Source organism: Mycobacterium kubicae (assembly GCF_015689175.1).
GTDB classification, from domain to species: Bacteria; Actinomycetota; Actinomycetes; order Mycobacteriales; family Mycobacteriaceae; genus Mycobacterium; species Mycobacterium kubicae.
In genome coordinates this window covers 1,817,654-1,840,995 of record NZ_CP065047.1, presented here as the reverse complement: position 1 = coordinate 1,840,995, position 23,342 = coordinate 1,817,654, and the positions used below count along the sequence as shown (strand labels likewise).

At 66.5% G+C, this 23,342-nt stretch carries 22 protein-coding genes; 4 read left to right on the top strand and 18 right to left on the bottom strand.

Annotation, left to right across the window (positions count from 1 at the left end; all coding sequences use genetic code 11):
* Positions 1 to 2: 2 nt before the first annotated feature.
* The 3 genes from ilvC to I2456_RS08725 form a co-directional block, all read right to left on the bottom strand.
* The gene (ilvC, locus tag I2456_RS08735; RefSeq protein ID WP_068025677.1) at positions 3 to 1,004 is read right to left on the bottom strand and encodes a ketol-acid reductoisomerase; all 1,002 of its coding nucleotides are present in this window, start codon (positions 1,002 to 1,004) and stop codon (positions 3 to 5) included.
* Positions 1,005 to 1,077: 73 nt separating this feature from the next.
* Positions 1,078 to 1,593: an acetolactate synthase small subunit gene (ilvN, locus tag I2456_RS08730; RefSeq protein ID WP_085073415.1), complete on the bottom strand. Its 516-nt coding sequence runs from the start codon at positions 1,591 to 1,593 to the stop codon at positions 1,078 to 1,080.
* Positions 1,593 to 3,461, bottom strand: a complete 1,869-nt coding sequence (locus I2456_RS08725) for an acetolactate synthase large subunit (RefSeq protein ID WP_085073416.1) — start codon at positions 3,459 to 3,461, stop codon at positions 1,593 to 1,595. The genes ilvN and I2456_RS08725 overlap by 1 nt, the downstream gene beginning before the upstream one ends.
* 385 nt (positions 3,462 to 3,846) lie before the next feature.
* Here I2456_RS08725 and I2456_RS08720 point away from each other — a divergent pair, with 385 nt between their 5' ends.
* Positions 3,847 to 4,185 carry a PH domain-containing protein gene (locus I2456_RS08720; protein ID WP_085073492.1) on the top strand — a complete coding sequence of 113 codons (339 nt, stop codon included), beginning with the start codon at positions 3,847 to 3,849 and terminating at the stop codon, positions 4,183 to 4,185.
* A 2-nt stretch (positions 4,186 to 4,187) separates the two neighbouring features.
* Here I2456_RS08720 and I2456_RS08715 read toward each other — a convergent pair whose 3' ends face one another.
* Positions 4,188 to 5,024, bottom strand: a complete 837-nt coding sequence (locus tag I2456_RS08715) for a DoxX family protein (RefSeq protein WP_085073417.1) — start codon at positions 5,022 to 5,024, stop codon at positions 4,188 to 4,190.
* Between the two features lie 116 nt (positions 5,025 to 5,140).
* Here I2456_RS08715 and I2456_RS08710 point away from each other — a divergent pair, with 116 nt between their 5' ends.
* A complete protein-coding gene (locus tag I2456_RS08710; protein WP_139823080.1) occupies positions 5,141 to 5,344 on the top strand; it encodes a hypothetical protein in 204 nt (67 codons plus the stop codon).
* Positions 5,345 to 5,383: 39 nt separating this feature from the next.
* A complete protein-coding gene (locus I2456_RS08705) occupies positions 5,384 to 6,505 on the top strand; it encodes a PQQ-dependent sugar dehydrogenase (RefSeq protein WP_068024811.1) in 1,122 nt (373 codons plus the stop codon).
* 85 nt (positions 6,506 to 6,590) lie between these two features.
* On the opposite strand, the gene gatB is transcribed toward I2456_RS08705, so the two are convergent.
* From gatB to I2456_RS08645, 12 genes are all read right to left on the bottom strand, one after another.
* Positions 6,591 to 8,120, bottom strand: coding sequence for an Asp-tRNA(Asn)/Glu-tRNA(Gln) amidotransferase subunit GatB (gatB, locus tag I2456_RS08700; RefSeq protein ID WP_085073418.1), 1,530 nt, complete (start codon positions 8,118 to 8,120; stop codon positions 6,591 to 6,593).
* Positions 8,121 to 8,246: 126 nt separating this feature from the next.
* Positions 8,247 to 9,251 (bottom strand): MinD/ParA family ATP-binding protein, encoded by a 1,005-nt coding sequence (locus tag I2456_RS08695; RefSeq protein WP_241007905.1) that lies wholly within the window; start codon positions 9,249 to 9,251, stop codon positions 8,247 to 8,249.
* A 300-nt stretch (positions 9,252 to 9,551) separates the two neighbouring features.
* A complete protein-coding gene (locus I2456_RS08690; RefSeq protein WP_241007904.1) occupies positions 9,552 to 10,475 on the bottom strand; it encodes a MinD/ParA family ATP-binding protein in 924 nt (307 codons plus the stop codon).
* Between the two features lie 351 nt (positions 10,476 to 10,826).
* Positions 10,827 to 11,858 carry an ATP-dependent 6-phosphofructokinase gene (locus I2456_RS08685; RefSeq protein ID WP_068024802.1) on the bottom strand — a complete coding sequence of 344 codons (1,032 nt, stop codon included), beginning with the start codon at positions 11,856 to 11,858 and terminating at the stop codon, positions 10,827 to 10,829.
* Between the two features lie 116 nt (positions 11,859 to 11,974).
* On the bottom strand, positions 11,975 to 13,456 hold the full coding sequence (gatA, locus tag I2456_RS08680; RefSeq protein WP_068024800.1) for an Asp-tRNA(Asn)/Glu-tRNA(Gln) amidotransferase subunit GatA: 1,482 nt from the start codon (positions 13,454 to 13,456) through the stop codon (positions 11,975 to 11,977).
* On the bottom strand, positions 13,453 to 13,752 hold the full coding sequence (gatC, locus tag I2456_RS08675) for an Asp-tRNA(Asn)/Glu-tRNA(Gln) amidotransferase subunit GatC (protein ID WP_085073421.1): 300 nt from the start codon (positions 13,750 to 13,752) through the stop codon (positions 13,453 to 13,455). The genes gatA and gatC overlap by 4 nt, the downstream gene beginning before the upstream one ends.
* Positions 13,753 to 13,785: 33 nt before the next feature.
* Complete coding sequence (locus I2456_RS08670; RefSeq protein ID WP_085073422.1) at positions 13,786 to 14,595, bottom strand: hypothetical protein; 810 nt, start codon at positions 14,593 to 14,595, stop codon at positions 13,786 to 13,788.
* Positions 14,592 to 15,656 carry a vWA domain-containing protein gene (locus I2456_RS08665; RefSeq protein ID WP_085073423.1) on the bottom strand — a complete coding sequence of 355 codons (1,065 nt, stop codon included), beginning with the start codon at positions 15,654 to 15,656 and terminating at the stop codon, positions 14,592 to 14,594. The genes I2456_RS08670 and I2456_RS08665 overlap by 4 nt, the downstream gene beginning before the upstream one ends.
* Positions 15,653 to 16,735, bottom strand: coding sequence for a hypothetical protein (locus tag I2456_RS08660; protein WP_085073424.1), 1,083 nt, complete (start codon positions 16,733 to 16,735; stop codon positions 15,653 to 15,655). The genes I2456_RS08665 and I2456_RS08660 overlap by 4 nt, the downstream gene beginning before the upstream one ends.
* Complete coding sequence (locus I2456_RS08655; protein ID WP_085073425.1) at positions 16,726 to 17,202, bottom strand: hypothetical protein; 477 nt, start codon at positions 17,200 to 17,202, stop codon at positions 16,726 to 16,728. Before I2456_RS08655 ends, I2456_RS08660 begins: the two co-directional genes overlap by 10 nt.
* The gene (locus I2456_RS08650) at positions 17,192 to 18,064 is read right to left on the bottom strand and encodes a DUF58 domain-containing protein (protein WP_085073426.1); all 873 of its coding nucleotides are present in this window, start codon (positions 18,062 to 18,064) and stop codon (positions 17,192 to 17,194) included. Before I2456_RS08650 ends, I2456_RS08655 begins: the two co-directional genes overlap by 11 nt.
* Positions 18,065 to 18,067: 3 nt before the next feature.
* Complete coding sequence (locus I2456_RS08645) at positions 18,068 to 19,069, bottom strand: AAA family ATPase (protein WP_085073427.1); 1,002 nt, start codon at positions 19,067 to 19,069, stop codon at positions 18,068 to 18,070.
* A gap of 142 nt (positions 19,070 to 19,211) precedes the next feature.
* Here I2456_RS08645 and I2456_RS08640 point away from each other — a divergent pair, with 142 nt between their 5' ends.
* Positions 19,212 to 19,868 carry an ACT domain-containing protein gene (locus I2456_RS08640; protein ID WP_139823083.1) on the top strand — a complete coding sequence of 219 codons (657 nt, stop codon included), beginning with the start codon at positions 19,212 to 19,214 and terminating at the stop codon, positions 19,866 to 19,868.
* Here I2456_RS08640 and I2456_RS08635 read toward each other — a convergent pair.
* Complete coding sequence (locus I2456_RS08635; protein WP_085073428.1) at positions 19,865 to 22,762, bottom strand: MMPL/RND family transporter; 2,898 nt, start codon at positions 22,760 to 22,762, stop codon at positions 19,865 to 19,867. The two genes, I2456_RS08640 and I2456_RS08635, sit on opposite strands and share 4 nt — an antisense overlap.
* Positions 22,759 to 23,190, bottom strand: coding sequence for an MmpS family transport accessory protein (locus I2456_RS08630; protein WP_186246616.1), 432 nt, complete (start codon positions 23,188 to 23,190; stop codon positions 22,759 to 22,761). The genes I2456_RS08635 and I2456_RS08630 overlap by 4 nt, the downstream gene beginning before the upstream one ends.
* Positions 23,191 to 23,342 lie beyond the last annotated feature (152 nt).

Genomic DNA, 23,342 nt, shown 5'->3' with positions numbered 1-23,342 from the left:
GCTCAGGCGGTTTCGGTGATCGGCCGGTCGACCCAGCTCATCAGGTCGCGCAGCTTCTTGCCGGTGACCTCGATGGGGTGCTCGGCGTTCTCCTTACGCAACTGCTCGAGCTGCTTGTTGCCGCCCTCGACGTTGGCGACCAGCTTCTTGGTGAAAGTGCCGTCCTGAATGTCGCGCAGGATGTCGCGCATCCGCTGCTTGGTGTCGGCGTCGATGACCCGCGGCCCGGACAGGTAACCGCCGAACTCGGCGGTGTCGGACACCGAGTAGTTCATCCGCGCGATGCCGCCCTCGTACATCAGGTCGACGATCAGCTTCAGCTCGTGCAGCACCTCGAAGTAGGCCATCTCCGGCGGGTAACCCGCCTCGACCATCACGTCGAACCCGGTCTTCACCAATTCCTCGGTGCCGCCGCACAATACGGCCTGCTCGCCGAAAAGATCGGTTTCGGTCTCGTCCTTGAAGGTGGTCTTGATGACGCCGGCGCGGGTACCACCGATCGCCTTGGCGTAGGACAGCGCCAGCGCCTCGCCTTCGCCGCGCGGGTCCTGATCCACCGCGATCAAGGCGGGCACGCCTTTGCCGTCGACGAACTGGCGGCGCACCAGGTGCCCGGGCCCCTTGGGGGCGACCATGGCGATGGTGACATTGGCCGGCGGCTTGATCAGGTCGAAGTGAATGTTGAGCCCGTGACCGAAGAACAGCGCGTCGCCGTCGTTGAGGTTGGGCTCGATGTCGTTCTTGAAGATCTCGGCCTGCGCGGTGTCCGGGGCCAGCAGCATGATGACGTCGGCCCACTTGGCGACCTCGGCGGGGGTGTCGACCTCGAGGCCCTGCTCCTCGACCTTGGGGCGGGACTTGGACCCTTCCTTGAGTCCGACGCGGACCTCTACCCCGGAGTCGCGCAAGCTCAGTGAGTGCGCGTGGCCCTGACTGCCGTAACCGATCACTCCGACCTTGCGGCCCTGGATGATCGACAGGTCTGCGTCGTCGTCGTAGAACATCTCCAACGTCTGCGCGGGCGCATCTGCCACCTCAATATCTCCTTCTCGTCGGTCTTTTCGAAAGTGTGCAAAATTACTTGGCGGTACCGATAACGCGAGGCCCGCGGGACAACGACACCATGCCCGATTGGGCGATCTCGCGGATCCCGAACGGCTCGAGCACCCGCAGCAACGCTTCGAGTTTGCCGCGATTGCCGGTCGCCTCGACGGTCAACGAGTCCGGCGATACGTCGATCACGTTGGCACGAAACAGGTTAACCGCTTCGATCACCTGACTGCGACTGCCCGCGTCGGCACGCACCTTGATCAGCGCCAACTCTCGCGACATCGAGTTCTCTTCGTCCTGCTCGACGATTTTGATGACGTTGATCAGCTTGTTGAGCTGCTTGGTGATCTGTTCGAGCGGCGTCTCCTCGGCGGAGACGACGATCGTCATGCGCGACATGTCTTTTTGCTCGGTGGCACCCACGGCCAACGACTCGATGTTGAAGCCGCGTCGGGAGAACAGTGCCGCCACGCGGGCCAGCACACCGGGGGTGTCCTCGACGAGCACCGACAACGTATGTGTCTTCGGCGAAGTGGTGGCCATCAGGCGTGTCCTTCGCTCTCGTCGTCGAACAGCGGACGGATGCCGCGCGCGGCCTGGATTTCGTCGTTGCTGGTGCCCGCGGCGACCATCGGCCACACCTGCGCGTCGGCGCCGACGATGAAGTCGATCACCACCGGGCGGTCGTTGATCTCGCGTGCCTGGTTGATCACGTCGGCCACGTCTTCGGGCCGCTCGCAACGCAATCCGACGCAGCCGAGCGCCTCGGCCAGCTTGACGAAGTCCGGGATGCGATGGGAGTGCGTGGCCAGATCGGTCTGGGAGTAGCGCTCCTCGTAGAACAGGGTTTGCCACTGGCGCACCATGCCCAGGTTGCCGTTGTTGATCAGCGCGACCTTGATCGGGATGCCTTCGATCGCGCAGGTGGCCAACTCCTGGTTGGTCATCTGGAAGCAGCCGTCGCCGTCGATGGCCCAGACCTCGGTGTCCGGAAGCGCGAACTTGGCGCCCATGGCGGCCGGAACGGCGTAGCCCATGGTGCCCAGTCCGCCGGAATTCAGCCAGGTGCGCGGCTTTTCGTAGGAAATGAACTGCGCCGCCCACATCTGGTGCTGCCCCACCCCGGCGACGTAAACGGCGTCGGGCCCGGCGATCTGACCAAGCTTTTCGATCACGTACTCCGGGCTCAGGCTGCCGTCGCTCTGTGGCCCGTAGCTCAGCGGGTAGGTCTCCTGCACACCGTCCAAGTAGGCCCACCACTCGCCCATGTCGAGGTGGCCGGGGACGTCGTAGTGGTGCAGCATCGCGATGAGGTCGGTGATGACGGCCTTGACGTCGCCGACGATCGGCACGTCGGCGTGGCGGTTCTTGCCGATCTCGGCGGGGTCGATGTCGGCGTGAATCACCTTGGCTTCCGGCGCGAACGAGTCCAGCTTGCCGGTCACCCGGTCGTCGAAACGGGTGCCCAACGCGATCAACAGGTCGCTGCGCTGCAGCGCCGCGACGGCGGCCACGGTGCCGTGCATGCCGGGCATGCCGAGGTTCTGGCGGTGGCTGTCCGGGAACGCGCCGCGCGCCATCAAGGTGGTGACCACCGGGATGCCGGTCAGGTCGGCCAACTCGCGCAGCTGCTCGGTCGCTTCGCCGCGGATGACACCGCCGCCGACGTAGAGCACCGGCTTGCGCGCCGCTGCGATCAGCTTGGCGGCCTCGCGGATCTGCCGGTTGTGCGGCTTGGTGTTGGGCTTGTAGCCGGGCAGATTCATCCGCGGCGGCCAACTGAACGTGCACTGGCCTTGCAGGATGTCCTTGGGGATGTCGACCAGCACGGCGCCGGGGCGTCCGGAGGCCGCGATGTGGAAGGCCTCGGCCATCACCTGCGGTATCTCGTCGCCGGAGCGGACCAGGAAGTTGTGCTTGGTGATCGGCATGGTGATGCCGGAGATGTCGGCCTCTTGGAAGGCGTCGGTGCCGATGAGTCCGCGCCCGACCTGGCCGGTGATCGCGACCACCGGGATGGAGTCCATCTGCGCGTCGGCCAGCGGCGTGACCAGGTTGGTCGCGCCGGGCCCCGAGGTGGCCATGCACACGCCGACCTTGCCGGTGGCGTGGGCGTAGCCGCTGGCGGCGTGGCCGGCGCCCTGCTCGTGGCGGACCAGCACGTGGCGCAGCTTCTGGGAGTCGAACAGCGGGTCATACACCGGGAGTACGGCCCCGCCCGGGATGCCGAAGATCACCTCGACGTCGAGCTCTTCCAGCGAGCGGATGACCGCCTGCGCGCCGGTAAGTTGGTGCGGTGCAACGTGTTTGCGTTGCGCCGTGGGGGCTGCCGCCGGCGTTTCCGCGGCGTCCGAGGCGATGTCGACCGCGCGCTGCGTCTGCGGGGAGTGCGGCCTGGTTGGTGCGCTCACTGTGCTGTTCGTCCTTAATCGGGTGGAAGTCTCGTTGGTGGGCAACAAAAAACCCCCGTCAGCTCAGCTGCTGCGAGGGTTGCGCGTTGGTGCTGGACCGCTTCGAATGCTAGTCAGGCACCAACGCGCCTACCAATTACTACGAGCATCCCGGGCTGTCCGGCGGTATCCATAGCGTCCGACGGTAGTCTTCGCACTGGTCAGCAGTCAAATCCGGGCCGGCGTATCCAGTGTGCGTCCAGGGCTTCGAGGGTGCGGTCACGGCGGCGACACGCCGCGTGGGGGCGCCGTGGGTTCACGCTGAGCGCGGCGGCAGCCCAGAGGTGGACAGTGAAATGATGCAGGGGTGGCTACTGAATCGCCTGTGGTGATCAAAGTGTCGCCGATGGCGCATCTCGCCGTCGGCTTCGTACTCCTGGCGTTGCTGATACCGGTGCTGACCTGGCCGGCAGCGCTGCCTTTGCTGCTGATCCCGGTGTTGCTGTCGGCATTGATCATTCGCCTGCGTACGGTTGCCGACGACCAGGGCGTGACGGTGCGCACGCTGCTGGGCAGTCAGGCGGTGCGCTGGGAGGACATCGACGGGCTGCGCTTTCACCGCGGGTCGTGGGCGCGGGCGCACCTCAAGGACGGCACGCAAGTGCGGTTGCCCGCAGTGACGTTCGCGACACTGCCGCAGCTGACCGAGGCGAGTCAGGGCAGAGTGCCCAACCCGTACCGCTGACCTCAGGCCAGCGGGTTGACCCCGTTGAGCATCACCCAGACGCCGATCCCGGCGGCCACGCCGACCAGTAACGCCACGAACGACCCGATGAACGGCCGGTGCGACCAGCGCCGGCCCGCGTCCAGTCCGTAGCGGCCGGGCCCGCTGAGGATGACGGCAACGGCCATCACGACCAGGGTGATCTGGTACTCGTGCCCGTTGGGGAGGAAGTAGGCGAACGGGTGCGAATGCCGGCCCGACATGCTGGCCAGCAGGCCGTTGATCAGGAAGGCCAACGCGCCTGCGGCGGCCAGCGGGGTGAACAGTCCGAGCACCAGCAGCACGCCGGCGATGATCTCGCCACCCGCACTGACGTAGGCCAGTACGTCGGCGTGGTGGTAGCCGATGTCGGAGAGCGAGTTTTTGAACCCGTTCAGGCCCGAGCCGTCCCACCAGCCGAACAGCTTCTGCAACCCGTGGGCGATCAGCACCACTCCGAGTCCGGCGCGTAGGACCAGCAGTCCGAAGTTCTGGGTGCCGCGCCGGCCTCCGACGCGCTCACGGTCGTCTTCCTCGTCGAAGTCAACCGCGGCGGGCATCGCCGAAGCTTGTTTGCCCGCTTGCGGCTGGACGTACGGGAGCGGCTCTTGGTGCTCGACCAAGTTGTATCCCGACCCGCCAACGTGGGCGCCCGGCTCGTAAGGCGGGATGACGGTGGTGGTTCCGGTGTGTTCGCGTTGGAACGCCGCCGGGGTCAGATCGTCTTCGGGATCGACCAGCCTCGCCGAGACGGGGGGAGCCGCAATCGGCCCGTGGGGATCGTCCGGGCGCTGCCAGAGTGCGTCATTCGAACTGGTCACGGGTCAAAGGGTAAAGGCACTTGGTCCTGAAACCCGGGATTTGAGCGGCGCTTCGGCCGGTTAAATCCGCAGTTCGCCCGCCGAAATGCGCAAAAAGGGCCGCACGGACCGATCCTTTGGCTCAGCTGCCGCCGCTGCCGCCGTTCCCGAGGCGCAGGCCCACTCCGGTGTTGGACACCCCACCACCGCCGCCGCCTAGGGTCGCCGAACCACCGCCGTTGCCGCCGTTGCCGCCGGTGCCGCCGGCGGTACCGTTGCCCGGATTGGTACCTGACTTCTGCGCGCGCCCCGTCTCCTATGCGTCCCTGCCCCGGTGGTAGGTGGCGGCCGCGATCCCAAATTCCCGTAGCCTGTCGGTCATGCGGATACGGCGGTCGGTTCGTTGCGCGCTCGCGGTGTTGAGCGCGGCGGTGCTGATGTCGAGCGGCTGCGCGCGGTTCAACAACGCCCAGTCGCAGCCGTTCACCACCAATCCCGAACTACGGCCGCCGCCCAGCTCCACGCCTCCCCCGCCGCCGCCACTGCCCCCGACGCCGTTCCCGAAGGCCTGCCCCGCACCTGGGGTGATGCAAGGGTGCCTGGAAAGCACCAGCGGCCTGATCATGGGCATGGACAGCAAGACCGCACTGGTGGCCGAGCGCACGACCGGCGCCCTCGTGGACATCTCGGTCAGCGCGGAGCCCAAAGTGAAAATGGTGATCCCGGTCGATCCGTCCGGCGATGGTGGGTTGATGGACATCGTCCTGTCGCCGACCTACTCGCAAGACCGGTTGATGTATGCCTACGTCAGTACGCCCAGCGACAACCGGGTCATCCGGATTGCCGAAGGTGACATTCCGAAGGACATCTTGACCGGCATTCCCAAGGGCGCGACCGGGAACATGGGCGCATTGATCTTCACCAGCCCCACCACGCTGGTCGTCATGACCGGTGACGCGGGTAACCCGGCGGCGGCCGCGGACCCGAAGTCGTTGGCGGGCAAGGTGTTGCGCATCGAGCAGCCGACCACCATCGGGCAGGCCCCTCCCACGACGGCGCTCTCGGGCATCGGCGCCGGCGGTGGCATGTGCATCGATCCCGTCGATGGCTCGCTGTACGTCGCCGACCGGACACCGACCGCAGACCGGTTGCAGCGCATCACCAAGAAGTCCGAGGTGTCCACGGTGTGGACCTGGCCGGACAAGCCCGGAGTGGCCGGGTGCGCGGCGATGGACGGCACCGTGCTGGTCAATTTGATCAACACCAAGCTCACCGTGGCGGTACGGCTGGCGCCGGCGACCGGTGCGGTCACCGGTGAACCCGACGTGGTGCGCAAGGACACCCACGCCCACGCGTGGGCGTTACGGATGTCCCCGGACGGCAACGTCTGGGGTGCGACGGTGAACAAAACCGCTGGCGACGCCGAAAAGCTTGACGACGTGGTGTTCCCGCTGTTCCCGCAGGGCGGCGGCTTCCCGCGCAACAACGACGACAAGGTCTAACATCTCGGCTTTTGCTGCGCGCGAGCGTGCTGCTGACAACGCCGTATGGGCGAGTCGCGTCGCCGCAACCACACGCGGCGGGTGGTCAGCCCTGCCCGCAGGCCGCTAAGACAAGTTCTCGCACCCGCGCCGCATCCGCTTGCCCGCGTGTGGCTTTCATCACCGCGCCGACGATCGCACCGGCCGCGGCCACCTTGCCGTTGCGAATCTTCTCCGCGACATCGGGGTTGGCGGCCAATGCCTCGTCCACGGCGGCCTGGGTCAGGGAGTCGTCGCGCACCAGCGCCAGACCACGCGCGGTCATCACTTCCTCGGGCTCGCCTTCCCCGGCCAGCACACCTTCGATGACTTGGCGGGCCAGCTTGTTGGACAGCTTGCCGTCGGCGACCAACGTGATCACCGTGGCGACTTGGGCGGGGGTGATGGCCAGTTCGTCGAGGCCGACCTTGGCCTCGTTGGCCTTTTGCACCAGGAAGCTGCCCCACCAAGCACGGGCCTGTTCGCTGGGGGCGCCGTGTTTGACGGTCTCGGTGACCAGTTCGACCGCGCCGGCATTGACCAGGTCACGCATCACCTCGTCGGAGATGCCCCACTCCTGCTGAATCCGCTTGCGGGTCAACCACGGGAGCTCGGGGATCGTCTGGCGGAGTTGCTCGACCAGTTCGCGGCTGGGCGCCACCGGCTCGAGGTCGGGCTCGGGGAAGTACCGGTAGTCCTGGGCGGTCTCCTTGGCCCGGCCCGGGCTGGTGTACCCAGCCTCGTGAAAGTGCCGAGTCTCTTGGATGATGTGGCCACCGGAGGTCAGCACGGCGGCTTGCCGTTGCATCTCGTAGCGGACCGCCACCTCAACGCTTTTCAGCGAGTTGACGTTCTTGGTCTCGGTGCGGGTGCCGAATTCGGTTGCGCCCTTGGGCATTAGGGACACGTTGGAGTCGCACCGCATGGAACCCTGGTCCATCCGGACGTCAGAGACGTCCAGGGCGCGCAACAGGTGCCGCAGCGCGGTGACGTAAGCGCGGGCGATCTGCGGCGCTCGTTCACCGGCGCCGACGATGGGCTTGGTGACGATCTCGATGAGCGGCACGCCGGCGCGGTTGTAGTCGATCAGTGAGGTCGTCGCGCCGTGGATGCGGCCCGTCTCACTGCCGATGTGGGTGAGCTTGCCGGTGTCTTCCTCCATGTGCGCCCGCTCGATCTCGACCCGCCAGGTGGTGCCGTCTTCCAGCGGCGCTTCGAGATAGCCGTTGATGGCGATGGGCTCGTCGTATTGCGAGATCTGGTAGTTCTTAGGCATGTCCGGGTAGAAGTAGTTCTTCCGGGCGAAGCGGCACCAGGGCACGATCTCGCAGTTGAGCGCCAGACCGATGCGGATCGCCGACTCGACCGCCGTCTGGTTGAGCACCGGCAGGGACCCGGGCAGGCCGAGGCACACCGGGCAGACCTGGGTGTTGGGTTCGGCGCCGAAGGCGGTGGCACAGCCGCAGAACATCTTGGTCTTGGTGGACAGTTCGACGTGCACTTCAAGGCCGAGAACGGGATCGAAACGTGCGATCACCTCGTCGTAATCGAGCAGTTCGGCCCCTGCAGCTTTGGGTGCGCCGGCAGCAACAGTCATGACGTTGATCCTAGTGGCGGTCGCGAGGCCGGCGTTGCCGGCCGAAGCGGGCCGCCACCGATCAGGACCCGTGGCGGTCGCGAGGCCGGCGTTGCCGGCCGAACCGGGCCGACTCGAGAGCCCGCCTCACCAAGACCGGTAGTCGTTGCGGCGCACGTCCCTACCTGGGAACCGCTCGGCCACCGCGGCCGCCAGCTCGAGGTAGCAGCGCCGACTCTCCTTGCTCAACCGGTCGATGCCGATCTCTCTACCCTCGTGGATGTGCCGGTCGAAGGGCAGCACCACCGTGGCGGCCACCTGCGCGGCTAACTGCTCGAGTTCCTTGCCCGCCAACGTGTCCAGTTCGCGCGGCTCGGTGTGATTGACCGCCAGCACGGTGGAGGCGATCAGCTTGGCATATCCGTTGCGCCGCAACCACTCCAGCGTCGTCTTGGTCTTCTTGATGGAGTCGATCGAGGCGCTGCTGACGACCACCAGCGCCCTCGACTCCGGCAAGACCGCTTCCATCACGGTGGAATTCAGCGCCTTGACGCAGTCGATGAGCACCAGCGAGTAATGCTTTCGGAGAATCGAAAACACTTTGATGAAATCTTGCCGCTCGACGCGCCAATTGGTGTTGACGTAGTCGGGCAGACCGAGTACCTCGAATCCCGAACTATTCATGTAGGTATGTGCCCGCACATCCGAATACCGCGTGACGGTGATGTCTTGGAGAAGGTCGAGCATGTTGAGATGGCTGCGACGACCATGCCGATCCGACAGGTCCCCACCGTCGAGGTCGATGCCGATGACCGGGTCCCTGCGCACACTGGCCAGCGTCGAGCCGAGCGCTTCGACCACCGACGTCTTGCCGACGCCACCTTTGAGGTTGAGGACCGCGATCGGGAACGCAGTCCCGACGCTGGTCCGGATCCGCTCGCGCAGATCGAGTTCGTAGTTCGCACCCCTGCCCGGGCCGAAATCCATCCGCTTGATCCGCCACACCAGGTCATGCCAGGAGAACTGCGCCGACTCGTCGACGTCTTGCTGATCGAGGCCATCGAGTGCGATCCCGCCGGGGACCCGCTCGCGGGGGCGAACCGGGGCAGGCGCCCGGATCGCTGCCGGCGTGGGCGCCGAGGATTCGCCCAACCTTTGGATCGGCCTGGGGCCGTCTATTCTGCGCAGTTCTGGCACTGTAGGGGCCGCCCAGTCGTCCCGGGCGCGCCAGTTCGGCGCCGCCCTTCGGGTGGCATCCGGTAACACCCCTCCGCGATAACGACCGCGGTTACTCATGACTGAGAAATTGCCAAATTACGTCGGCCGAAAACCTGTCCACGTCAAACAAACGTCCAAACATGCAGTGAACAAGTGCAGCGGCTACCAAGAATTTAGTTCGTCGTTGAATTCAAGCAACCGGTTGTTTGGCGTATTAGTGGCAGTAAAAGCCATTCAACCTGACCGCGCATACGCGCCAATGTGCCCGCGGTGCTCTCGCGGTATCGCGCGCTTGGCGGACATGTCGCTCAGAATCGCGGCCAGTTCCAGATAACGCAGCCTGCTCTTCTTGCTCAACCGGTCCATGCTGATCTCGGTCCCCTCACGCACGTGCGGGTCGAACGGAAGCATCACCACGGTCGCGACCCGAGCAGACAACTGACCGAGTTCGGTGCTCGCCGGGGCGGTCGGTCGACTTCGATCGGTTTGGTTGACCACGAGCACCGTGAACGGGAGCAAATTTTCGAATCCGTTGTCGCGCAGCCAATTCAGCGTAGCTCGAGTCTTCTTCAGTGCGTCCACCGATGAACCGCTGACAATCACCAGGGCTCCGGCTTCCAACAGCACGGCCCTCATCACGCTGCATTTCAGTGACTTGACGCAGTCCATCAGGACCAACGAGTAGTGATTCTTCAGTGCCGACACCGACTTGACGAAGTCGTCGTGCTCGAATCGCCACTCACTGGGCGCGTAATCGGGCAGCCCGAGCATGTCCAGCCCCGAGCCGTTTCGGTACGCGTCCGCGCGCTCATCCATGTACCGGGGAACCGATGCGTCGGTGAACAGATCGACCATGCTGACGTGGTTGCGCCGACCATGCCGTTCGGCGAGGTCCCCGCCATCGAGATCCACGGCGATGACGCGGTCATGGCGCGCTTGGGCGAACGTCGACCCCAGGGCTTCGACCACCGTGGTCTTCCCCACGCCGCCCTTCTGATTCAGCACGGCAATGGGAAAAGGGCGGTCCACGGGGATGGCAATCCGATGCCGCAGCCAATTCAAGTAGGCCTCGTCCCGCTCGGGACGCCGCCACAGCTTGGCGAGGCGACGCAGCAGCACCCGCCAATCGGCCTTGCCGCCGCCTTCGACGGCTTGCACGGACGGGACTGCGACCTCACCCGGCCACTGTGGCGTTGGCTCGGGCCGCACAGCCCGCGTCCGGGGACGTCTCAAGGGCGCTGTCGACGCGGGCGAACCCGGTGGCTGTGGGCGAGCCGCGACACCGGGCGGCCGTAACCTCTGGGGCACGGTGGCCACGTCGAAACGGGGCTGGACAGGGGTTGTCGGCAGGTGTGGCGAAGGCGGCGGGCCGGCAGGCCCGGGTACAGCAACGGGCCGCTGAACCACACCGCGAGCTGGACCGCGGTTGCGCATGGCCCGGCGGTTACCCGGTCGCCGGTGCCGATAACCGGTGCGACGACGCCGTCACACCAAAGTCACAGAGTCCCGTCAGCCGAAGAAGGCCGCCGCGTCGTCATAGCGGGTCTGCGGCACCAGTTTGAGCTGGCGCACTGCGTCGGCTAACGGCACCCGGCCGATGTCCTGCCCGCGCAGCGACACCATCTGTCCGTACTCCCCCGCGTGCGCGGCGTCGGCGGCGTTGACGCCGAAGCGGGTGGCCAGCACCCGGTCGTACGCCGTCGGGGTGCCGCCGCGCTGCACGTGTCCCAGCACGGTCACCCGGACGTCTTTGTTGATCCGCTTTTCCACTTCGACGCCCAGCTGGGCCGCCACGCCGGTGAAGCGTTCATGACCGAACTCGTCAATCCCGCCTTCCAGCAACGAGATTGAGCCAGGGATGGGTTTGGCGCCTTCGGCGACCACGCAGATGAAATGCGAATCTCCCCGCTGGAAGCGCCGTTTGACCAGCCGGCATACTTCTTCGACGTCGAAGGGCTGCTCGGGGATCAGCGTCATGTGCGCGCCCGATGCCAGCCCGGCGTTCAGCGCGATCCAGCCGGCGTGGCGGCCCATCACCTCGACCAGCATCACGCGCTGGTGGGATTCGGCGGTGCTGTGCAACCGGTCGATGGCGTCGGTGGCCACCGTCAACGCGGTGTCATGCCCGAAAGTGACGTCGGTGCAGTCGATGTCGTTGTCGATGGTTTTCGGCACTCCGACCACCGGCACGTTCTCCTCCGACAGCCAGTGCGCAGCCGTCAGCGTTCCCTCGCCGCCGATCGGGATCAGGACGTCGATGCCGTTGTCGTCGAGGGTCTGCTTGATCTGGTCGAGTCCGGCCCGCAGTTTGTCGGGGTGGACGCGGGCGGTCCCGAGCATCGTTCCGCCCTTGGCCAGCAGCCGGTCGTTGCGGTCGTCGTTGCGCAGCTGCATGCGCCGGTTCTCCAGCAGCCCGCGCCAGCCGTCCTGGAAGCCGACCACCGACGAGCCGTACCGGGAGTCGCAGGTACGCACCACCGCCCGGATGACGGCGTTGAGACCGGGGCAGTCGCCGCCGCCGGTGAGAATTCCGATCCGCATGTCCTTTATCTTGCCCCTCGGCGCTGGCCGGTGGCGCGAGCAGACGCAAAATCGCCCAAATCCGCGCGGTCGAGCGCGATTCTGTATCTGCTCGCGGGCGTGGCGCTAGCTGGGCGCTAGATCGCGGTCGGCAGCGGTCCGCGGGCGGCCTCGTAGGCCGCGCCCACCCGGTAGAGCCGGTCGTCGGCCAGCGCCGGCGCCAGGATCTGCAGGCCCACCGGCAGCCCGTCGTCCTCGGACAGGCCGGACGGCACCGACATGCCGCAGTGGCCGGCCAGGTTCAGCGGCAGCGTGCACAGGTCGAACAGGTACATCGCCAGCGGATCGTCGACCTTCTCGCCCAACCCGAACGCGGTTGTCGGTGTGGTCGGCGAGATCAGGACGTCGACGGACTGATAGGCGGCATCCAGGTCGCGCGCGATCAGGGTGCGCACCTTCTGGGCCTGGTTGTAGTAGGCGTCGTAGTAGCCGGCCGACAGCGCGTAGGTGCCGATCATGATGCGGCGCTTGACCTCCGGGCCGAAACCGGCGGCGCGCGTCAGCGCCATCACTTCCTCGGCGCTGTGGGTGCCGTCGTCCCCGACCCGCAGCCCGTAGCGCATGGCGTCGAAGCGCGCCAGGTTGCTGGACACCTCCGAGGGCAGGATGAGGTAGTAGGCGGGCAGCGCATATTCGAAGTGCGGGCAATCGACTTCGCTCACCTCGGCGCCCAGCGCGGTCAGTTGCTCGACCGCGGCCTGGAACGACGACAGCACCCCGGCCTGATACCCCTCGCCGCGCAGTTGCTTGACCACCCCGACCCGCACCCCGCGCAGATCGCCCGCGGCGCCGGCCTTGGCCGCGCCCACCACATCGGGCACGGCCGCCTGCACCGAGGTGGAGTCGCGGGGGTCGTGACCGGCGATCACCTGATGTAGCAGCGCGGTGTCGAGCACCGTGCGCGCACACGGCCCGCCCTGGTCCAGCGACGACGCACACGCCACCAACCCGTACCGCGAGACCGTGCCGTAGGTGGGTTTGACGCCGACGGTGGCGGTCAACGCGGCCGGTTGCCGGATGGAGCCGCCGGTGTCGGAGCCGATGGCCAACGGCGCTTGGAAAGCCGCCAACGCCGCGGCGCTGCCGCCGCCGGAGCCGCCGGGCACCCGCTCGACGTTCCAGGGGTTGCGGGTAGGGCCGTAGGCGGAGTTCTCAGTCGACGAGCCCATCGCGAACTCGTCCATGTTGGTCTTGCCCAGGATCGGTATCCCCGCCGCCCGCAACTGCGAGGTCAGCGTGGCGTCATAGGGCGAGCGCCAGCCCTCGAGGATCTTGGAGCCGCAGGTCGTGGGCATATCGAGGGTGGTGAAGACGTCTTTGAGTGCCAGCGGCACCCCGGCCAGGGGCGAGGGCAGCCGTTCTCCGGCGGCCACCGCGCTGTCCACGGCGGTCGCCGCCGCCAGCGCCTCGTCGGCCGCGACGTGCAAGAAGGCGTGGTAGCGGTCGTCGGTCGCCTCGATCTGGTCGAGGCAGGCCTGCGTGATCTCGACCGACGACAGCTCCTTGGCGGCGATCTTGGCGGCAAGGGTCGCCGCGTCGAGCCGGATGATGTCGCTCACTGACTCTCCCCCAGGATCTGGGGCACGGCGAACCGACCGTCGACGGCTTCGGGCGCCTGGTCCAGCGCCTCCTGCTGGGTCAGGCACGGCGTGGTCTCGTCAGGCCGCGTGACGTTGACGTCCTTGAGTGGATTGTCGGTGGGTTCGACGCCGGTGACGTCGACAGCCTGGATCTGACTGACGTGGGTCAGGATGGCGTCGAGTTGACCGGCGAAGCTGTCCAGCTCGCTGTCGGTCAACGCCAGCCGGGCCAGCCGGGCCAGGTGGGCCACCTCGTCACGGGAGATCTGGGACACGAGCGCACAGCCTAGTGGAGTGGGATCAGTTGTTCATTCCTGGTTGTCGCCGTAGGCGTTGGCATTGTCGAGCAGCTTTCGCAGCAGGTCGAGCGGATCGCCGGTGCCCAGCCGGTGCCCCGGGGGTGCCCCGCCGTCGACGACGGGGAGGCGGTCGGGCGAGATGGGAATCAGCTCGCCCGGGCCGTTCGGGTTCTGCTCGTTGCCGCCCTCCGGCAGCCCCGGCGGGTTGAGGGCCACCGGTGGTGGGCCCGGTGGCGGAGGCGTCGCGGCCGACGGAGGCGCCGGTGGCCGGCGCAGCAGGTCGAGTTTGTGTTGTAGCCGCGAGATGGCATCGGCCCGGATCGCCCGGCGGTCGGGGTCGGGATCGCTGTTGCCGGCGAAGCATGCCGAGGGCGCCTCGGTGGCCAGCCCGATGGCCGCGGTGTAGAACCGCTGTGCCTCTTCGATCTTGGCGGCGCGAAATGCTAGATCCCCCAGCGTCTCTCGTACGAGAAGCAGGTTGACCCGCACCGGGCACGACTGGCTTGCCGGAGTCTGGGACAGAGAGTGGGCGAAGCGGTCATCGGCCTCGTGCAGGCGCCCCTCCAAGACCTTCAGGTCACCGGCCGCAAACGAGGTCTTGGCCGGTTCGATAACGTCGGCGATGCCGAGCCAAGCCACGTCGTGGCGCAGCGCCTCGATGTCGTGGTGGGCGAAATCGGTTGCCGCCCAGTGCCCGACAACGCTGACCAGGATCATCCTGGCCGCCGCCAGCAGCAGCACGACGGCCACCGGCGCGGAGAACAGCCACAGGCGTCTGCGCAGCCGCAGGCGCGCCGACGGCGCCTTCTTCAGCATCATCGGCCGACATCCCGCGTGGACATGCGATTGCGCCGATAGTCTCGCACCGTCAACGCGACCTCGGCCAACACCAGCGCCGCGGCCAGCATGGTGAAAACCCAGTAGAGCTCGAGGCGCCCGAGCAACTGCGCCAGCTGGCGGTCGCTGTCGCTCTGCACGTCGGCGCTGGGTTTCGGCGGGGAGGCAATCCCGCCGAGCGGCTGTCCGCTGTCCCGGTGGACATAGGGAACGTCGAGTTGGGCGGCAATGCTTTGCAGGCGGCTTTCGTCGATCGCCGACATCAACGGCCCGCCCCCGTCCGGATCGCTCTGATACACCTTCCGGCCGCTGGCATAGCCTTGCGGGATCGGCCCACCCGCTGAGGTTCCGTAGCCCAGTACCGCACCGCCGGCGATCTTGGCCCGTCCCAACTCAATGGACGTCGCGGGCGTGCGCGAGCCCGGGGCGCCGGCACCAAGGTAGAAAACGAAGGTTTGCGAGCCCGGGAAAATCTTGCCGGCCTGCTCGACCTTGGTGCGCAACACATCTCGGGCAGCGACGGCGTTGGCCCGGTAAAGCGCGTCGGGGCCCGCCGCGGTGTAGGGCGAGAGCCCTTTGACGACCGATTGCAGGCTGGCCGCGTCGTCGGACAGCGGCCAATCCATTGTGGCGTTGCCCGCAAACGAGATCAGCGCGAACCGGGCGCGCGGATAGTGGTCGATCAGCGCGCCGAGGTCCGCGCGCATGCCCGCCATCCGCGATTTACCGTCACCGAAGTCTTCCACGCGGGAATTCACCGAACGGTCGACGACCAAGAACACGTTCAGGTTGGCCGCGGCCTGGTCGGTGGGCCCCGAATCGGGAGACCCACCGGCAGGATCGCTGTCGAAGCCGGGGCGGCAGGCGGCGATGACCAGCAGGATGACCGCCAGTGTCATGCCGCTCCACCGCAACAGCACCGGCCCGATCCGGCCCGCGCCGGCGCGCAGCAAGAGTCGGTACAAGGCCGCGATCCGGATCAAGACCAGCACCGCGCTGAGGATCACGATCCACAGCGCAGGCAGCACCGGGTAACAGGTCATCGCCGCAGCACCGCCAGCGAGATGGACAGCAGCGCGGCGACCACCACACTGGCGATCAGCAGGATCTCCGGTGAGTCCGCCGACTGGCTGGTGATGACTTTGCCCCCGGGCAACTGTGCGCCGGGCGCATTGGCCTCGATCTCGTCGAGGTGGTGGCTCAGCGTCGAGTCGCTGGTGCCCGCCGGGTTGTAGAGGAAGAACCTGCCGCCGCAGGCCTGCGCGGTGGCCCGTAACGCGTCGGTGTCTTCGGTGGACGAGGCGGCGATGTCTGAACGGACGACGACGTTGACCTGCACACCCTGCTGCACGGCCAGCCGCTGCAGGCTTTCGGAGGTGAACAGGGACGGACGCCGATCAGCGGGATCGCGAAAGGTGCTGTGGCCGAAGTAGATCAACTGCCGCCGGTGCCCGGTTTCGGCCTGGTAGGAGGGAAAACCCGTCATACACAGCGCCAGCACGTCGGCCACGCTCGGGGCATAGTCCACATAGTTGACCGGACGGGAGAATTCTTCGGACCCGCTGGTCAACAACGCACGATCGGCATCCGGCACCGGTTTCCTGGTGTCGAGGCTCTGCTTTATCCCGGCGAGCCGCGACAACGACCCCAGCCGGTCGGCGACAAAGCTATGGTCACGGGTCACCGGGATGACCCGCAAGGTGCTGGAGGTCAGCCCGATCCGGCGGGTGTCTTGCGGCTGCGACCGCTGCGCGGAATCGGCGTAATAGCGCAGGAAATCGGCCGTGCTGGGATCGCTCACGGGCTGACCGACACACAGCATGGTGTCTTCCGGGTGGGCGGCATCGAACGCCTGCTGCGACGACGCTAACCCGGTCGGGCGCGCGCTGGCCGTCAAGGCGGTCAGGAACGTCGCCGCGAGCAACCCGCCGGTCACCAGCACCGAGAGCAGGTACAGCCGGTAGACGCGCGCATATTCCGGGAGCCGGGTGAGTCGGTTCACGTGGGCGAGCGGTCGAAGTACCCGGCGCAGCCGGGCCATTGGCACCAGCGCCGCGGCAGCGACGACGCCCGCCAGGCACAGCAGCCCGACGTAGACCACCGGCCACCACTTCAGTTCCACGAGGAAATCAGCTCCTCGGCCGAGCGTCCCAGAGCGATGACGTCGACGTGCGCTTCCGGGTTGAACTGAGCGTCGTTCAGCCCGTCGATCAAGGGTGCTACCGGGGCGAGTCGGCCGGCGGCGAGTTGCTCGACGTGCAGGTATTGAGCCCTGATCCCGGTCGCCACAGCCAGGAAGCTGCGCAGGGTGCGGCTGATGCGCGCGCTGGCCTGGGCCGGTGTCAGGGTGCCGTCGCGGTATTGCGCTTCAATCCTGCGGATGGCGCGGGCGAATCTGAACCGGTTCACCCGCGCATGGATGCCCTTGACGACGGGCATGCTGCGCAGTCTCGACGGCGGCATCGTCCACACGAATACTGTTGCGTACCAACCGATGACGATGAGCAGCAGGACGATGCCCAGGACCAGCCACCAGGACGAGAACGGCACCGGAGCGCCGATGAAGTGCAGCAGATCGTCAGCCGGCATTGCGGTACGCTTCGCTCAATTCGACTATCCGGGGCCGGATTTCGTCGCTTCCGGTGATCCGCGCGAAGCGCACCCGGTGTGCGGTCAAGAAGGCGTCGAGTTGCTCGCACCGGCGCTCCTCGGCCGCCTGGTAGGCGGCGATCACGCGCGGACCCAGCGCCGAGCCGCCGAGCACGAAACGTCCGGTCGCTACGTCGAAGCCGCCCAGATCGCCCTCTCCCGCCCCGATCGCCGGCATGTCGACGATCATCAGCCAGATCAATTCGTGTCGTCCGCTCAGCCGCTTGAGCACGTCGCCCAAAGCGGGGGTGACGTCGGGCTCGTCGGACACCACGACCAGCAACAGGCGGTGGCGGTGGGACCGGGAGACGAAGTCGAGCTGTCCGACGATGTCGCTGGTGGCCGCATCCCGAGAAGCGTTGGTGTAGAAGCGATCCAGCAGGCTTTCGATGTGCGTCTCGCTGCGCCGGCTGCGGATCGTGACTGAGCCTCGGGAATCGCCGCACACCATGCCCACTTCGTCACTTCGGCCCATGGCGATGAGCCCGATGGCGCCCATCACGTTGGTGGCCACGTCACGCTTGACTTCGCCGCTGGCGGCCAGTGCCGACATGTTGCGGCCCGAGTCTGCCACCAGCAGGATTTTGTGGTGCTTCTCGGACACGAAGCGCTTGATGAGGACCGATCCGGACCGCGCCGAGGCCTTCCAGTCGATGTCGCGGACGTCGTCACCCGGGACATACGGCCGTAGATCGTTGAGCTCCAGGCTTCTGGTGTGCACCAAGGCGTAGCGGCCACCCTCGAGCAACCGGCGGGTGTCGGTTCCGAAATGGGACTTGGCGTGGTTGAGGTGTCGACCCATGATTCAGGGAACTCGAACCGCTTGCAGCACAGCGTCGATCACCATTTCGGGGGTGACGTTGACGGTGGCCGCCTCGAAGCCCAGGATCAGCCGGTGCCGCAGGACGCGATGCGCGAGCTTGCGGATGTCGTCGGGTATCACGTGGTTTCGCCCCGACAGCACCGCCAGCGCTCGGGCCGCCTGGCAGAAAGCGATGGTGGCTCGTGGGCTGGCGCCGTACTCCACCAGCCGGGCCAACTCGGAGGGCAGAAACTGCTCCGCGTTACGCGTGACGTGCACCAGATCACTGACGTAGCGGATCAACGTCGGGTCCAGGTGCACGTTGCGCACGGTGTTCTGCAGACGCACGATTTCGTCGAGGCTCACCACGGGGTGTGGCGGGGCGTCCCGGTCGTACACCCCGGCGTCGATGCGGGCGATCACTTCGACCTCGTCCTCGGGCCGGGGGTAACGCAGCACCTCCTTGAGCATGAACCTGTCGGTCTGCGCCTCAGACAAGGGATAGGTCCCTTCCTGGTCGACCGGATTCTGCGTAGCGATCACCAGGAACGGTTCCGGGATGCGATAGACCTGTCCGGCGATCGTGGTCTGGCGTTCCTCCATCGCTTCGAGCATCGCGCTTTGCGTCTTGGCGCTGGACCGGTTGATCTCGTCGAGCAGCACGATGTTGGCGTGCACCGGACCCAGTTGGGTGGTGAAGGTGTTGGTCGAGGAGTCGAAGATCTGGGTGCCGATGATGTCGCTGGGGAGCAGATCAGGCGTGCACTGGATGCGCTGGAAGCCCCCGGAGATGGCGTCTGCGACCACCCGGGCGGCGGTGGTCTTGGCCAGACCCGGCACCCCTTCGAGCAGGATGTTCCCCCCGGTGAGCATTGCCAGCAGCAGCGACTCGCGGAGATAGTCCTGTCCGACGACCTTGCGCGCGAAGGCCGCAGAGATGGCGTTGACCACGCGGTATGCGTGCTCCATCGCCTGCTGGTCGGGCTGGATGCGGGTAGTAGTCATTCTCTCGGGTACCGAATCGTCGGCCACTCAGTCATTGCGAACCCCCCAATTGTTTCTGTCGCGGATACTGTGGCGCCGCGTTCGGCCTAGGGCGTACCCGGTGAAAGTGCAGCGCATGCATCCCTGTGTAACAGTGTTGGCCGTGCCGTCGTATCTGTTGCGGATCGAACTGGTCGACCGACCAGGCAGTTTGGGGTCACTGGCGGTCGCGCTGGGCTCGGTCGGCGCCGACATTCTGTCGCTGGACGTGGTCGAGCGCAGCGGCGGGCACGCCATCGACGACCTGGTCATCGAACTCCCGCCGGGCGCCATGCCCGACACGCTGATCACCGCCGCCGAGTCGCTGACCGGCGTGCGGGTGGACAGCGTGCGACCGCATACCGGACTGCTGGAAGCGCACCGCGAACTCGAACTGCTCGACCATGTCGCCGCCGCCCCGGACAACCAGTCCAAACTGCAAGTGTTGGCCGACGAAGCACCCAAGGTGCTGCGGGTCAGTTGGTGCACGATCGTGCGCAGCGACGACGGGAAGCTGGTGCGTCTGGCCGTCAGCGCGGGGGCGCCGGAAACCCGGGCGGATTCCGCGCCCTGGCTGCCGATCGAGCGCGCCGCCACGTTGGACGGTGGTGCCGAGTGGGTGCCGAAGGCCTGGCGCGATATGGACACCACCATGGTGGCGGCGCCGCTGCGCGACCCGCATACCGCGGTGGTGCTGGGCCGGCCCGGCCCGCAATTCCGCCCCTCGGAGGTGGCTCGGTTGGGCTACTTGGCGGGCATTGTGGCGACGATGTTGCGCTAGCGCGATCCGGGACTCACCACCGCGTCGTCGTCTTCCCACAGCAGCAACTGGCGCACCGCCGGTCGCGGCCCGTACGGGCGGAGCATGGTGCTGGCCGGGCGCGGACGGACTCGTTGCGGCCACCAGAACCAGCGCCCCAGCAGCGTGGCGATCGACGGCGTCAGGAACGACCGCACGATCAGGGTGTCGAACAACAGCCCCAGCCCGATGGTGGTGCCGATCTGGCCGAGGACCTGGAATCCGCTGAACACGAACGCGCACATGGTGACGGCGAAGACCAGCCCGGCCGACGTGACGACCGAACCGGAGCCGGCCATCGCGCGGATGATGCCCGTCTTCAGTCCGGCGCCGGTTTCTTCTCGGAACCGCGAGATCAACAACAGGTTGTAATCGGACCCGACCGCCAACAACAGGATCACGGCCAACGCCAGCACCACCCAGTACAGCTGAATGCCCAGAATGTACTGCCAAACCAGCACCGACAGCCCGAACGAGGCGCCCAACGACAGGGCCACCGTGCCCACGATGACCAGGGCGGCAACCAGGCTGCGGGTCAAGATCATCATGATCAGCAGGATCAGGCTCAGTGCCGCGATCCCGGCGATCATCAGGTCGTACTTCGCGCCGTCCTGGATGTCTTTGTACGTTGCCGCGGTGCCACCCAGATAGAACTGGGCATCGGACATCGGGGTGCCTTTGACCGCCTCATGCGCGGCCTTGACGATCGGCTCGATGTGTGAAATGCCTTGCGGCGTAGCGGGATCGCCTTCATGGGTGATGATCATCCGGGCGGCCTTGCCGTCGGGTGACAGGAACAGCTTGAGGCCGCGCTTGAAGTCGGGGTTGTCGAACACTTCGGGCGGCAGGTAGAAGGTGTCGTCGTTCTTGGCGATGTCGAAAGCCCGCCCGAGCGCGGTGGCGTTCTCGATCGCGGCGGCCGTTTGCGAATAGATGCCGGACATGGTGGCGTAATTCGCCATCGTCAGGTTGCGGTTGGTCTCCTGGCTGGCGATCTGCGGGGGAATCAGCGCCACCAGTTTGGGCTGCAGCGCGTCGAGCCTGTCCAACGTGGCGGTCAGGTCCTCGAATTTCGCGCTGAGCTGATCGATGCCGTCGAGCGCGTCGAAAATCGACCGCAGCGCGTAGCAGACCGGAATGTCGTAACAGTGCTTCTCCCAATAGAAGTAGCTGCGGATGGGGCGGAAGAAGTCGTCGAAGTTGGCGATCTTGTCGCGCAGCTCGTTGATGGTGGCGATGGTGTCGCGGAAGTTCTGCGCCTCGCTGTGTGTGGTGGCCGCGAGTTCCTGCTGCAGGGTGTACTGCTGCTGAAGAACGTCGATCGTTTTCGACAGCTCACCGGCCTGTCGGAGCAGGTCGTTCGCCCGGTCCCGCTGGTAGGTCAGATTCTCCTGTTGCGTGGCGCTTTGCGTGCTGATCTGAAACGCCAGCGACGTATGGATGAGCGGGGTGCCCAACGGCCGGGTGATCGACTGCACCTGGGCGATGCCGGGGATGTGAAACACCGCCTTGGCCACCCGATCCAAAAGCAGCATGTCGGCGGGGTTGCGTAAGTCGTGATCGGTTTCGACCATCAGCAATTCGGGTTCCAGCCGGGCCCGGGAAAAATGCCGCTCGGCCGCGGCGTACCCGATGTTGGCCGCGGCGCTGTTCGGCATGTAAGGCCGGGTGTCGTAGCTCGTCTTGTATCCCGGCAGGGCAATCAGACCGATGAGGGCCAGCGCGCAGGCCGCCACCAGGACCGGGCCCGGCCAGCGGACGATGGCGGTGCCGATCCGGCGCCAGCCGCGAGTTCTCATCTGGCGCTTGGGTTCGAACACACCGACCAGCGCGCCCAACGTCACCACCGCCGGCGCCAAGGTCAGCGCGGCGGCCAGCGCGATCAGGATGCCCAGCGCGGCCGGCACACCCAGGCTCTGGAAATAGGGCAGCCGGGTGAAACTCAGACAGGCCACGGCGCCCGCCACCGTGAGCCCCGAACCCAGCACAATGTGCGCGGTTCCGCGAAACATGGTGTGATAGGCCGTTTCCCGGTCCTCACCGACGCCCCGCGCCTCCTGGTAACGGCCGACGAGGAATATCGCATAGTCGGTTCCGGCGGCGATGACCAGCAACGTCAGCAGATTGGTCGCGTAGGTCGACAGCCCGATGACCCCGGCGTTGCCCAAGAACGCGACGATGCCTCGCGCGGCGGCCATTTCGATGAGGACCGTGACCAGCACCAGCAGCATGGTGAACAACGATCGGTAGACGAACAGCAGCATCACCGCGATCACCCCGACGGTGATCGTGGTGACCTTCGCGGTGCCCTTGCTGCCGACGTCGAACTGGTCGGCGATCAGGGGTGCTGCGCCGGTGACGTAAGCCTTGACACCCGCGGGCGGTCGGATGTGGTCGACGATGTCGCGCACCGCACCCACCGACTCGTTGGCCAACGCCGAGCCCTGGTTGCCCGCCAGGTACACCTGCACGTATGCGGCCTTGCCGTCGGAGCTTTGCGAGCCCGCCGCCGTCAGCGTGTCACCCCAGAAATCCTGCACGTGCTCAACGTGTTTGCGGTCCTGGTCCAGCCGGTGAATCAGCGTGTCGTAGAACCGGTGGGCGTCGGCGCCCAGCGGCGCGTCGCCTTCCAACACGACCATCGCCGAACTGTCGGTGTCGAATTCGTGGAACACCTGACCGATCCGTTTGATCGCCTTGAGCGAGGGCGCATCGGGTGAGTTCAGCGCGACGTTGTGTGTCTCGCCGACCTTTTCCAGTTGCGGCACAGCGATATTCGTGATGGCCGCCAACGCCACCCAGAACAGCAGGATCGGTACGGCGAGCCGGCGGATGGTGTGCGCGATGCGGGGCCGCGCCGGTGGGGAGTCGCTCATCCGGATTTGTCCAAACAGAAGGTGTAGGCGGCCGGTGTGTTGATGGTGCGTTCGTCCTTCACTTTGCCGTTGACGGTGATACGGCAGCCGATGCTGCCGCCATCGCCTTGTGCCACAACGTTGCCGACGACGGCGGGCTCGGTGGTGGTGATGGTGAACGACCAGGGCAGCGGCGCGTTGCGAACCTGCTGCGGCTGAGCGTTGACATCAAGGTAGTTGATGGTTGCCACCGCACCCGGTGTGCCGAAGACCTCGAGAACAACATTTTTCGGGTTGAACGGAACGATTTCGTCGGACAAGCCCGCGGCGGCGGCCGTGTCGCTCTGCGAGCCGAAGATTCCGTGCAGGCGGTAGATCGCGAATCCCGCCCCCGCCACGACGACCACCGCAACGAACACCATCCATCCCCTTTTCACCAGGGTGGGCATTGAATTCCTCTGCACCCGTTGCCCTTTCGATGGTCGGCTGATGCGGCAGGGCCCGTTGCGGCGGTGCTGACATGCCGCCCCGGGCCGATCGATGGCTATGACAGTACGGTACTGGACCGTACTACACAAGAGACGCGGGCGTGCACTTTCTT